This window comes from Nocardioides alkalitolerans, from assembly GCA_038184435.1.
In the GTDB taxonomy this organism is placed as follows: Bacteria; Actinomycetota; Actinomycetes; order Propionibacteriales; family Nocardioidaceae; genus Nocardioides; species Nocardioides alkalitolerans_A.
In genome coordinates this window covers 3,928,525-3,940,212 of record CP116227.1, presented here as the reverse complement: position 1 = coordinate 3,940,212, position 11,688 = coordinate 3,928,525, and the positions used below count along the sequence as shown (strand labels likewise).

The following is an 11,688-nucleotide window of genomic DNA, read 5'->3' as shown; positions in this document are numbered from 1 at the left end:
GCCTGCGAGCATCACCCCATGAGCACTCCCGACGCCCCCCGCACCCCGGCCACCGCCCCCGACCGGGAGGCGGCGGCGGAGATGTGGGCGGCGTACGCGGCGGCGTACCCGGAGGCGGTCGACGCCTGTCCCGACCACACGGTGGAGCACTTCGGCGACTCCGCCCGGCTGGCCGACGAGCTGCTCGGGCTCGTGCTGTCGGGTCGCAAGCGTGCGACGTCCGAGCTCGTCGCCGACTTCGTCGCCCGCGGCGACGGGCTCCCCCGCATCGGCTCGCACTGGATCGCCTGCGACGGCGCCGGGGTGCCCCGTGCGGTGCTGCGCACCATCGAGCTGCGCGTCGGCCCCTTCGCGAGCGCGGACGCCGCGTTCGCCGCCGACGAGGGCGAGGACGACCTCAGCCTGGCGAGCTGGCAGCGCGAGCACCGTCGCTACTGGACGCGGGTCAGTGCCGCCCGCGGCGGCACCTGGTCCGAGGACCAGGACATCGTCTTCGAGCGGTTCACCGTCGTCTGGCCGCCCGAGGCGGCGAACCACCCGGCCTGACCCCGGGGAGCCTCATGCCCCCAACCCCCGCAGCGCGGTGTCGAGCGCGCGGCGGTTGTCGCGCCGTACCCGTACCTCGACGACCTCCACCCCACCTGCCGGGGAGGCGAGCGCGTGCTCGAGCTCGGCGACGGACTCGACGCGCCAGTGGGGGGTCTGCGTGGCGGCACAGAGGCTCGCGAGGTCGACGCCGTGGGGCGTGCCGAAGAGGGTGTCGAATGCGTCGGCGTAGGTCGGGTCGCCCTGCTCGAGCATCGTGAAGATGGACCCACCGTCGTCGTTGACCACGACGATCGTCAGGTCGGGCTGCTCCTCGCGGGGTCCGAGCACGAGGCCGCCGTGGTCGTGGAGGAACGTCACGTCGCCGACGAGCGCGATCGCCCGCGTCGAGTGCGGACGCCCGAGCGCGGCGCCGATGGCGGTGGAGACGGTGCCGTCGATGCCCGCGAGCCCGCGGTTGGCGAGCACGAGCCGCCGCTGGCCGGCCGGGGGCACAGGGCCCATGAGGTCGAGGTCCCGGATCGGGCTGGACGCACCGACGACGAGCAGGCCGCCGGCGGGGAGGGCGCGGGCGACGGCGCCGGCGACCTCGTACGGCGTGGGTTCGCCCTCCGCCGCCACGAGGGCGTCGACGCGTCGGGCCGCGGCCCGGTCGGCCTCCTGCCAGGCGGCCAGCCAGGCCGCATCGGCGGAAGACGAGGCATCCGGTGCCGCCACCGCGTCGTGCTCCGCCGCGACGGGGAAGGGCCGACGGGCCCACCGGCCCGCGTGCCGCACCGAGACGACCTCGACGTCCGGACGCTCGACCAGCCGCGTGATCGGACGGGACAGCGTCGGGTGGCCCACCACGACGACCCGCTCCACCTGGGCGCCGAGGTCGGTGTCGAGCAGGAGGCGGTAGCAGCGCAGGGCGTTCGGGCCCGTCCGCGCCCCCGAGCTCGGCTCGGCCAGCAGCGGCCAGCCGGCGGCCTCGGCGAGGATCCGCGCCGGCGGGCCGGCGTCGTCGCCCGCGACCACGACGGTGCGCGGCCCGGCGGGAAGCGCGTGCGCGGACCCCTCGGCAAGACGCGCGCGGTAGACGTCCGCCGCCCGGGAGCCCGCGATCCGCGGACCGTCGGGCACGGTGGCGACGGGGATGTCGGCGGCCGGCCACGGCTCGACCGGGACGAGCGTGCCGGAGAGCTGCACGTTCAGCTGGAGCGGTCCCGGACTGCCCGCCCCGGGAGCGAGCAGGGCGTCGAGCGCGGCGAGCTCCGCCTCCTCGGCGAGGTCGACGAAGGCCGCCGCGTCGCCGAACATCCGCACCTGGTCGGTGGTCTGCGAGGCCCCCGTCCCGCGCAGCGAGGCAGGGCGGTCGGCGCTGACGACGACGAGGGGTACGGCGCTGTGCGACGCCTCCAGCACAGCGGGGTGCAGGTTGGCGACGGCGGTGCCCGAGGTGCAGATGACCGCGGCCCGGGCGCCCACGCGCGTGAGGCCCAGCGCCAGGAAGCCAGCGGTGCGCTCGTCGACGCGGGTGTGCAGGCGGAGCCGCCCGGCACGGGCGGCGTCCCACACCGCGAAGGCCAACGGCGCGTTGCGCGACCCGGGGGCCAGCACGACCTCGGTGATGCCGGCACGCAGGAGGGCGGCGACGACGCCGCGGGCGAGGCGTACGGCGGTGGGCTCGGTGGGCTCGGTGGGCTCGGTCATGCGCGCGCCTCCGGCTCGAGAAGAGCGCCGGTCGCCCGACGACGTGCGTCCCACCACGCCACCCGGTCCGCGGGCGCGGCGTGCCGGGCGAGCAGCGCCGGATCGGGCACGACGGGCCGCACCGGCAGCAGGCCGTCGACCGGCACCAGCGGGTCGGTCACCACGTCGGCCTCGAACAGCTGCACCGTGGCGAGCCCGCAGGCGTGCGGCAGCTCCGGCAGCGCGGCGGCGAGCGCGACACCGGCGGCGATCCCGACCGACGACTCCAGCGCGGACGACACGACGACGGGCAGGCCGATGTCCTCGGCGATCCGCAGGCAGGCGGCGACCCCGCCGAGCGGCTGCACCTTGAGCACGGCGATGTCGGCGGCCTCGAGGTCCCGCACCCGGTAGGGGTCGGCGGCCCGCCGGATCGACTCGTCGGCGGCGATCGGCACGTCGACCCGGCGTCGAACGGCGGCGAGCTCCTCGACCTCGGCGCACGGCTGCTCGACGTACTCCAGCCCCCCGGCCGCCCGGTCCAGCAGCGGGATCGCGCGCACGGCCTCGTCGACCGACCAGCCCGCGTTGACGTCGATGCGCACGAGACCGCCCGGGCCCTCCGCGTCGAGCGCGGCGCGCACGGCCTCGACCCGCGCGAGGTCGTCGGCGAGCACCTGTCCGCGCTCCGCCACCTTCACCTTCGCGGTGCGGCAGCCGCCGGCGGTGACGATGCGGTGCGCGGTCTCGGGGTCGCAGGCGGGCACGGTCACGTTGACGGGCACGGCGTCGCGCACGGGCGTCGGCCAGTCACCGGCGGCCGCCTCGAACGCGCAGGCGAGCCAGGGGGCGGACACCGCGGCGTCGTACTCCGTGAACGGCGACCACTCCCCCCACCCGGATTCCGTCTCGACCAGCGCGACCTCGCGCACGGTCAGTCCGCGGAAGCGCGTGTGCAGCGGCAGCGCCACGACGTGCAGCCTCATCGCGCGGCTCCGTCGCGCAGGCGCACCCGGTCGGTCTTGCCGTTGGGCAGCAGCGGGATCGCGTCGAGCAGGACCACGCGGCGCGGCGCCCAGGTGCGCGGGTGCGCGGCGACGACCCACGCCCGCAGTGCCGCGGGGTCCGGCGACGCGCCGGGCCGCGGCACGACGAACGCGACCACCGCCTGCCCCCACTCCTCGTCGGGCACGCCGAGCACCTCCGCCTCGACGACGTCGGGGTGGGCGCGCAGGCGCCGGGCGACCGCCGGGGTGGGCACGTTGACGCCCCCGGAGACCACCATGTCGTCCAGGCGCCCGAGCAGGCTCAGCCGGCCGTCGTCGTCGATGCGCGCCGCGTCCGACGTGCGGAACCAGCCGTCGCGCAGCACGTCGGCCGTCAGCTCCGGATCGCCGTCGTAGCCGTCGAACAGCGTCGGCCCTGCAACCTCCAGCCGGCCGGTGGCGGCGTCGGTCCGCAGGCGTACGCCGGGGAGCGGCCACCCGTCGTACACGCACCCCCCGGCCGTCTCGGCCGAGCCGTACGTCGCGACGACGCGCACCCCGGCGCCTTCGGCCCGCTCGCGGAGGGCCGGGTCGATCGGCCCACCCCCGAGGAGCACCGTGTGGAAGTCGCGCAGCGCGGCGGTCGCCGTCGGGTCGTCGAGCAGGCGCAGCAGCTGGGTGGGGACGAGGGAGACGAGGTGGGGCACGCCCGGCGTCATCGCCGCAGCGGCCGCCGCGAGGTCGGCGTGGTCGTCCAGCAGCACGGGGCGGTGGCCGGCGGTCAGGGAGCGCGCGACGACCTGCACCCCGGCGACGTACGTCGCGGGCAGCGCCAGCAGCCACTGGCCGCTCGCGCCGAGCACCTCCGCCGTCGCGGCGCCCGAGGCGAGCACCGCCCGACGCGAGAGCCGCACGCGCTTGGGGCGGCCCGTCGAGCCGGAGGTCTCCACGACCAGGGGGGCGGGCTCGGCGTCGGCCGCCAGCCAGGCGGCGACGGCCTCGACGACCTCCGCGGCGCTGCCGCGCACCGGACGGAGGGCGGAGGAGGGCACCGGTGCAGGTTACCGACCGGACCCGGTGGGAGGATCAGCGACCATGTCCACCGCCGTCCCCCCGCCGACCCGCGCCACCGCGGCCCACTGGGTCGCCGGAGCCCGTCCCCGCACCCTGCCCGCGGCCATCGCCCCGGTGCTCGCCGGCACCGGTGTCGCGGCGTACGGCGACGCGCTCCACGTCGGCAAGGCACTGCTCGCCGCCGTCGTGGCGCTCGCGCTGCAGGTGGGCGTGAACTACGCGAACGACTACTCCGACGGCATCCGCGGCACCGACGACGACCGTGTCGGGCCGCTGCGCCTGGTCGGCTCCGGTCTCGCGTCGCCCGGCGCCGTGAAGGCTGCCGCCTTCGCCGCGTTCGGCGTGGCCGGTGTCGCGGGCCTCGTGCTCGCCGCGACCACCGCCTGGTGGCTGGTCGCCGCCGGTGCGGTCTGCGTGGTCGCGGCCTGGTTCTACACGGGCGGCTCGCACCCCTACGGCTACCTCGGCCTCGGCGAGGTCATGGTGTTCGTCTTCTTCGGCCTCGTCGCGACCGTCGGCACGACGTTCGTGCAGGTCGGCGCGTTCGAGGGCGAGACCCTGCTGCCGAGCCTCTACGCCGGTGCGGGCATCGGCGCGCTCGCCTGCGCCATCCTCGTCGCCAACAACCTGCGCGACGTGCCCACCGACACCGTGGCGGGCAAGCGGACGCTGGCCGTGCGGCTCGGCGAGCAGCGCACGCGCTGGTTCTACGTGCTGCTCGTCGCCGGCGCCGGCGCCGACTTCGTCGCCATCGCGCTGCTGACGACGCCGTGGGTGCTGCTGGCGCTCGTGTTCGTGCCCCCGGCGGCCGGGGCGGCGGGCATCGTCATGCGCGGCGCCCGCGGGCCCGCGCTCATCCCGGTGCTGGCCCGCACCGGCGTCGCCGAGCTGCTGGCCGGTGTCGGCCTGTTCGTGGGCTTCCTCGTCGGCTCCTGAGCCGGGCCTGGTCTCCGCCGGGCCTGGTCTCCCACCCGGCCCTGAGGCACGCTGGGCCCATGTGGTTCGCGATCTTCTGCCTGCTCGTGGTCGGCGGCGTGCTGGCCTACGTCTTCCGGGTGCAGCTGCTGGCCAAGGTGCTCGGGCCGAGCGGGCTCCGGGCTGCCAGCGGGGGGCTGCGCCGTCCGCCCGTGTAACGCCGACAGCGGCGGCGGTGCTCAGTCGGCCGGAGGCCGCCAGGTCCCCGTCGCGACGAACTCCTCCAGCGCGGCGGTGTACGGCGCGATGTCGAGCCCCTGCGCGGCCAGCCAGTCGTCGTCGTAGTAGGTCGCGGCGTAGCGCTCCCCGCCGTCGCACAGCAGCGTGACGACCGAGCCCGCCCGGCCCTCGGCGCGCATCTGGGCGAGCACGGTGACCGCTCCCCACAACGCCGTGCCCGTCGACCCGCCCGCGGCGCGACCCGTGACGCGCGTGCACCAGCGCGCGGCCGCCACCGAGGCCGCGTCGGGCACCGTCAGCATCGCGTCGACCACGCCCGGCACGAACGACGGCTCGACCCGCGGCCGCCCGATGCCCTCGATCCGGGAGCGCGCCGTGACGGTGTGGGAGGCGTCGCCCGCGGCGTACCCGCCCGCGAAGGCGGACCCCTCGGGATCGGTGACGAGCACCTGGGTGTCGTGGCGCCGGTAGCGCACGTAGCGGCCGATGGTGGCCGAGGTGCCGCCCGTGCCGGCACCGACGACCACCCACGCGGGCACCGGGTGCCGCTCGAGCTCGAGCTGGGAGAAGATCGAGTCGGCGATGTTGTTGTTGCCGCGCCAGTCGGTCGCCCGCTCGGCGTAGGTGAACTGGTCCATGTAGTGCCCGCCCGCGGCCGTCGAGGCGTCGAGGTCGGTGGCGAGGCGCCGCGCCTCGTCGTACACGGCCCCCGGCTCGTCCACGAAGTGGCAGCGACCGCCGTGGAACTCGATGAGCGCGACCTTCTCCGGCGACGTCGACCGCGGCATCACCGCGACGAAGGGCAGGCCGAGGAGGCGCGCGAAGTAGGCCTCCGAGACGGCCGTCGAGCCCGACGACGCCTCGATGACGGTCGTTCCCTCGCGCACCCATCCGTTGACCAGCGCGTAGAGGAACAGCGAGCGGGCCAGCCGGTGCTTGAGCGAGCCCGTGGGGTGGACCGACTCGTCCTTCAGGTAGAGGTCGACGTCCCAGGCGACGGGCAGCGGGAACTGGTGGAGGTGGGTGTCGGCGGACCGGTTCGCGTCGGCCTCGACCCGGCGGACCGCCTCGGCCAGCCAGCGCCGGTGGTGCGGGTCGTGATGGCTGACCAGCCCGGGCACGAGGCTCAGACCTCGTCCTCGTCCTCGCGGCTGCGCGACTTCTCGTAGCTGCTCGAGACCCGCTTCGCGCGGGCGTCGACCCGCTCCGCGAAGGCCTCGCGCTGCTCGTCGAGCAGCACGAAGGCGACGATGCCGGAGATCAGCATCGCGATGATGAGCGGCGGCAGCTGGATGAGCGGGCCGGAGCCGACGATCAGCGTCCACACGCCGAGCACGACGGCGTACACGACGAAGAAGAGCGCGAGCCGCAGGAGCGTGTAGGTGACGAACTGCTTCACGCGCCCAGGGTAACGAGCAGCGGGGCCCGCGTCGTCGCCGCGGTCGCCCGGGGCGGTGCCCGGGGGCTGGCTACAGTGGAGGAGTGCTGAAGTTCGCGCTCGTGCTCGCCGTCATCGCGATCGGCGTCTACCTGCTCGTGCGCGCCCTGGAGAAGCGTCGACCGGGCGGCGGCTCGCCCGCACGACCCGGCCCGGCGCGGCCGATGGGGCCGGACGACGACCCCGACTTCCTGTGGGACCTCAACAAGAAGGTACGGCGCCCGCGCGGCCCCGCTGCGGATCCGCGGCCGGACCCGACCGAGCCGTCGGAGCAGGCGCCCGACGACCTCTCCGGCCTCGACCCCGACGGCGCGGACCCGCGCCCGGACCGCGGTGACGAGCCGCCGGAGCCGATCCGCTGACCGCACGACGCCTGGACGGCATCCCGCCGACGATCTTCTCCGCCATGTCCGCCCTCGCGGTGCGGACCGGGGCGGTGAACCTCGGCCAGGGCTTCCCCGACACCGACGGTCCCGCCTCCGTGCTCGAGCGGGCGCGGACGGCGTTGCTGGAGGGGCGGAACCAGTACGCACCGGGCCGCGGCGTCCCCGAGCTGCGGGTGGCCGTCGCCCGGCACCAGGCCCGCCACCACGGCATCGACCTCGACCCCGAGACCCAGGTGGTCGTCACCACGGGAGCGACGGAGGGCATCGCCAGCGCGGTGCTCGGGCTCGTGGACCCCGGTGACGAGGTCGTGCTGCTCGAGCCGTTCTACGACTCCTACCCCGCGATGCTGCAGATGGCCGGGGCGGTGCTGCGTCCGGTGACGCTGCCTGCGCCGTCGTTCCGGCTCGATGTCGACGCATTGCGGGCGGCCGTGCACGACGGCACCCGCCTCCTCCTGCTCAACACCCCGCACAACCCGACCGGCACCGTGCTCACCGACGCGGAGCTGGCCGTCGTCGCCGAGCTGGCGGTGCGGCACGACGTGGTCGTCGTGACCGACGAGGTCTACGAGCACCTCGTCTTCGACGGACGGCGGCACCGACCGATCGCCACCCTCCCGGGGATGGCCGAGCGCACGCTGACGCTCTCGAGCCTCGGCAAGTCCTGGTCCCTCACCGGCTGGAAGGTCGGCTGGGCGACCGGACCGGCCCACCTCGTGGACGCCGTCCTCGCCGTCAAGCAGTGGACGACCTTCACCTCCGGCTCGCCGCTGCAGCCCGCCGCCGCGCACGCGCTCGACCACGAGGGCGACTTCCCGCTGGTGCTCGCGACCGACCTCCAGCGGCGCCGGGACGTGCTGCTCGACGGCCTCGCCGAGGCCGGGCTCGCTCCGCGGGTCTCCGAGGGCACCTACTTCACCGTCACCGACGTCGAGGACCTCGGCTGGGCCGACGGCGCGGCCTTCTGCGCCGCGCTGCCCGAGCGCGCGGGCGTCGTCGCCATCCCGATGCAGGGGTTCTACGCCGGAGAGACCGGGCGACACCTCGTGCGGTGGGCGTTCTGCAAGGACGAGGACGTCGTCGTCGAGGGCATCCGACGGCTGCGCGCGGCGGAGCTGCGGGCGTAGGTTCCGCGGTGCCGTCGGGAACCCGCGCGGGAGTACGGCGCGTCTGACGGCGAGCGCGCTCGACGGGGGCCCGCTCGTTCGCGCGTGCGGAGGAGTGGTCGATGGACACGGCGGTGCGTCGACGGCGTCTGGCGCTGGGACTGGTCGCGTCAGGCGTCGCGGCCGCGCTCGTGCTGCTCGGGGCCTTCTGGTGGGGCGGTGCGGCCGGCGGCGAGGACACCGACGACGCTGGTGCAGCGCCCGCAGGTGCGCCCGCGGAGACCCCCGCGACGGCCGCGAACGCCCGGGGCTCCTGGGACGTCGTCGGCTTCGACGGCTCGTCCACCACACAGGCGGCCGAGCAAGATGCTCAGCTGACTCTCGGCGAGGACGCGGCGAGCGGTGACGACGGCTGCAACGCGTTCGACGCCCGCGTCGTGTGGGGCCGGCCCGGCGAGATGCGACTCGACTCGTTCAGGTCCACCTACGTGGGCTGCTTCCCCCACACGAGCGTCCTGGGGTCCCTGCAGCTCGTGACCGGCGCCGTCCTCCTCGACCCCGACACGCTCCACCTGCGCGACGCCGAGGGGGCAACGGTGGTGGAGCTGCGCCGTACCGGGGCCACCACGGAGACGACCGCCGACGTCGACGGCTCCTGGGTGGTCGAGCGCGTCGTGGGCGAGGAGCTGCCGCACGCGGGCGACGCCCGCATCACGATCGCTGCTGACGCCCTTCGCGGCGTCGACGTGTGCAACTCCGTGGGCGGCGAGGTTGTCCGCGGCGACGACGGCGCGCTCCGCTTCGGGCGAGTGATCGCCACGCTCGTCGGGTGCGGCAGCCGGTTCGGGCAGACCCTGGTCGACACCCGCTCCGCCGAGGTTCGCGACGGGGGCGAGCTGGTGCTGCGGGCGGGGGACGGTACGACGCTGGTGGAGCTCCGCCGCGTCCGCTTCCCCGAAGGGCGGTTCGCGACCGCCCTCGGCGATGGCACCCGGGTCGAGCTGCTCGTCGCCGACGGTGGCGTCAGCAGTCCCGCCGGGTGCGACGGGCTGGTGGGCACCTACGAGGCGGCGGACTGAGCCCTCGGAACTGTGCACTTGGTGCCGGCCCCCTTCGGGCGGACCGACCCCATCCGCACATTTCCGGGCCCCAGCCGCCCGGAGGCCCCCGCCCCCCTCCCGGACGTCATGCGAAGCGCTGCCCCCGACCGCCGCGGCGCATGACGTCCAGCGGCCGGTCAGCCGCGCGGCCACCGCCGACCGATCAGCGCGGCGCCTCCGGCCCCGGGCCCGGCCCCGGGCCCGGCCCCGCTGGGGGCTTGCGCAGGTCGGGCGCGGAGTTCGGCGCGGAGTACGGCGCGGGATCCGCGTACGGCGCCGGCCCACCCGCGCCGTACCCCTGGACCGGCGGTCCGTAGGCGTTCCCCGGCGCGTAGGGCGAGCCCGGGACGCCGTGGCTGCCGTAGCCGGGCGCCGCCGAGATCAGCTGCGCGGAGCCGCCGCCGTGGGCGAACCACGGGGACGTGCCGGGCATGAAGAGGAGCGCCACGACGAGCAGGGGCAGCAGGATCCCGGGCACCGTCACGACGAGCGACTCGGCGTCCGAGACGGCGAGGGCCGACCCCAGCATGAGGAGCGCGACGAGGACCGAGCTGACCGTCAGCATCCAGCGGGCGACGCTCGAGCCGCGGATGACGAGGATCCCGAGCACGAAGGCCGCCACCGCCCACGCGGCGAACGCGGCGGCGACAGCGGCAGCGACGCCGAAGGCCACCCCGAACGCGTCACCGAGGCCGCCCGCGTCGTCGTCGGCCGTGAAGCCGCTGACGGAGACGAGCGCGCCGAAGGCGGCCAGCGCACCGGCGAAGAGGGCGACGCCGGTCGAGCACACCATCGTGATCACACCGGCGGCGATGACCGACCCCGGGCGCGACGGCCGGTGGTCGGGGATGCCGTAGGGGTTGCCCGCGGCACCCGGGGCGGCCTGCCAGCTCCAGGCGGGGTCGGACGGCGACGGGCCGCCGTAGCCGCTCATGCGCGGCGCGCCCGGTCCTGGGCCGCGAACCACGCGGCCACGTCACGACGGAGGAGGGCGACGACGGTGATCGCGGTAGCCGGGATGCCGACCACCAGGGGCGGGGCGAGCAGGGTGCCGAGGAGGCAGATCCCGCCGGCGACCCCGGCGGAGACCAGCAGCATCACGCGCGCCCAGCCGCGGCCGCGCACCGTGAGCGCCGCCAGCACGCAGGCCACGACGCACCACACCACGACGACGCCGACCATGCCGATCGTCGCGCCGACGAGGTAGCCCTCCGTGACGCCCTGGTCGAGCAGCTCGGGCTGGGTGCGACGCACCTCGTCCATGAGCAGGTCGGGGGAGGCGACGACGACCGCGGCCTGCACGAGCATGAGCACCGCCAGCAGGCCCGACGCGATCCACGTCGCGAGCGCCGCCGCCATCACTGCTCCGGGCCGTCGCGTGGGCGCCGCGGACCACGGCCCCCGGCCCTGCACCGGACCACCGTGGGTCTCGCCGAACCCGTGGTACGCCGCGGGCTGCGCGTACGGCGAGCCCTCGGCGTACGGGGATCCGGGCGCATACGGCGACCCCGGTGCGGACGGCGACCCCGGTGCGGACGATGCCGGCTCGTCGGGCTGCTGCGGGGGGTAGGTCGGGTACGTCGAGCCGCCCGACGCGCGCCCCCACGGCTGCTGCACGGGGCCGTCGACGGGCGGCTGCGCGCCGTACGACGACGGGGTGCTGTCGCCACCGAGGGCGGCGGGACGGTCGGTGCGGTCGGTGCGGTCGGAGCCGTCGGCCCGGTCGGGACGGGCGCCCCCCTCGCGCGGCAGGCGGAAGCGCTCCGGGAGGGGGCGCCGGGCGAACCAGCTGCGCGCCGGCTCGAGCCACAGCATGACGATGGAGACGGTCACCACGGCGGAGGCGAAGCCGCCCGCGACGGACCCCGCGAGGAACAGCGGCGGCGCGACGACGGTGAGCCCGATGCGCGCTCCCTTGTCGCGCCGGAGCGCGAAGACGCCGAGGATCGCGGCGACCGTCGCGCAGGCGGCCAGCACGAAGATGGCGATGCGACGCAGCTCCCGGGCCCGCTCGACGCCGATGCCCAGCGAGCTGCCGGGCGGCTCGTCGAGGAACTGCTCGATCATGGCGCGCGTCTCGAGCGTGCGCAGCGACGACATGGCCTCGAAGGCCCCGAGCAGCACGAAGACGGACCCACCGACCACCAGCCAACCGGCGAAGGTCACCTGGGGCGGGCGGCGCTCGGATGCTCCTGAGGTCACCCGTTCATTCCACCATGTGCGGCC

13 protein-coding genes are annotated in these 11,688 nt (G+C 75.9%); 6 read left to right on the top strand and 7 right to left on the bottom strand.

The features are described 5' to 3' along the window. The first annotated feature begins 18 nt into the window (after window positions 1-18). Window positions 19-546 carry an ASCH domain-containing protein gene (locus PIR53_18710; GenBank protein WZH52036.1) on the top strand — a complete coding sequence of 176 codons (528 nt, stop codon included), beginning with the start codon at window positions 19-21 and terminating at the stop codon, window positions 544-546. 12 nt (window positions 547-558) lie between these two features. Here the strand turns inward: PIR53_18710 and menD are convergent, their stop codons facing one another. The 3 genes from menD to PIR53_18695 are packed head-to-tail and all read right to left on the bottom strand — an operon-like array spanning window position 559 to window position 4,255. Then, complete coding sequence (gene menD / locus PIR53_18705) at window positions 559-2,238, bottom strand: 2-succinyl-5-enolpyruvyl-6-hydroxy-3-cyclohexene-1-carboxylic-acid synthase (GenBank protein WZH52035.1); 1,680 nt, start codon at window positions 2,236-2,238, stop codon at window positions 559-561. After that, window positions 2,235-3,203, bottom strand: coding sequence for an o-succinylbenzoate synthase (locus PIR53_18700; GenBank protein ID WZH52034.1), 969 nt, complete (start codon window positions 3,201-3,203; stop codon window positions 2,235-2,237). Before PIR53_18700 ends, menD begins: the two co-directional genes overlap by 4 nt. Beyond that, complete coding sequence (locus PIR53_18695; GenBank protein WZH52033.1) at window positions 3,200-4,255, bottom strand: AMP-binding protein; 1,056 nt, start codon at window positions 4,253-4,255, stop codon at window positions 3,200-3,202. The genes PIR53_18700 and PIR53_18695 overlap by 4 nt, the downstream gene beginning before the upstream one ends. 43 nt (window positions 4,256-4,298) lie before the next feature. Between PIR53_18695 and PIR53_18690 the strand changes: the two genes are divergently transcribed. Together PIR53_18690 and PIR53_18685 are read left to right on the top strand one after the other, a co-directional pair. Next, window positions 4,299-5,213 (top strand): 1,4-dihydroxy-2-naphthoate polyprenyltransferase, encoded by a 915-nt coding sequence (locus PIR53_18690; protein WZH52032.1) that lies wholly within the window; start codon window positions 4,299-4,301, stop codon window positions 5,211-5,213. Window positions 5,214-5,272: 59 nt separating this feature from the next. Next, a complete protein-coding gene (locus tag PIR53_18685; GenBank protein ID WZH52031.1) occupies window positions 5,273-5,410 on the top strand; it encodes a hypothetical protein in 138 nt (45 codons plus the stop codon). A 21-nt stretch (window positions 5,411-5,431) separates the two neighbouring features. Here PIR53_18685 and PIR53_18680 read toward each other — a convergent pair whose 3' ends face one another. Both PIR53_18680 and PIR53_18675 read right to left on the bottom strand, forming a co-directional pair. Beyond that, entirely contained in the window at window positions 5,432-6,553 is a 1,122-nt protein-coding gene (locus PIR53_18680) for a PLP-dependent cysteine synthase family protein (protein WZH52030.1), read from the bottom strand. Between the two features lie 5 nt (window positions 6,554-6,558). Beyond that, window positions 6,559-6,831, bottom strand: coding sequence for a DUF4229 domain-containing protein (locus PIR53_18675; GenBank protein ID WZH52029.1), 273 nt, complete (start codon window positions 6,829-6,831; stop codon window positions 6,559-6,561). A gap of 83 nt (window positions 6,832-6,914) precedes the next feature. On the opposite strand from PIR53_18675, the gene PIR53_18670 reads away from it, so the two are divergent. The 3 genes from PIR53_18670 (at window position 6,915) to PIR53_18660 (ending at window position 9,441) form a co-directional block, all read left to right on the top strand. Continuing rightward, on the top strand, window positions 6,915-7,232 hold the full coding sequence (locus tag PIR53_18670; GenBank protein ID WZH52028.1) for a hypothetical protein: 318 nt from the start codon (window positions 6,915-6,917) through the stop codon (window positions 7,230-7,232). A 44-nt stretch (window positions 7,233-7,276) separates the two neighbouring features. Further along, complete coding sequence (locus PIR53_18665) at window positions 7,277-8,383, top strand: aminotransferase class I/II-fold pyridoxal phosphate-dependent enzyme (protein WZH52027.1); 1,107 nt, start codon at window positions 7,277-7,279, stop codon at window positions 8,381-8,383. A gap of 101 nt (window positions 8,384-8,484) precedes the next feature. After that, window positions 8,485-9,441 carry an META domain-containing protein gene (locus tag PIR53_18660; GenBank protein WZH52026.1) on the top strand — a complete coding sequence of 319 codons (957 nt, stop codon included), beginning with the start codon at window positions 8,485-8,487 and terminating at the stop codon, window positions 9,439-9,441. A 184-nt stretch (window positions 9,442-9,625) separates the two neighbouring features. Here the strand turns inward: PIR53_18660 and PIR53_18655 are convergent, their stop codons facing one another. Together PIR53_18655 and PIR53_18650 are read right to left on the bottom strand one after the other, a co-directional pair. Then, complete coding sequence (locus PIR53_18655; protein ID WZH52025.1) at window positions 9,626-10,396, bottom strand: hypothetical protein; 771 nt, start codon at window positions 10,394-10,396, stop codon at window positions 9,626-9,628. Next, entirely contained in the window at window positions 10,393-11,664 is a 1,272-nt protein-coding gene (locus tag PIR53_18650; GenBank protein ID WZH52024.1) for a hypothetical protein, read from the bottom strand. The genes PIR53_18655 and PIR53_18650 overlap by 4 nt, the downstream gene beginning before the upstream one ends. Between the last annotated feature and the right edge of the window lie 24 nt (window positions 11,665-11,688).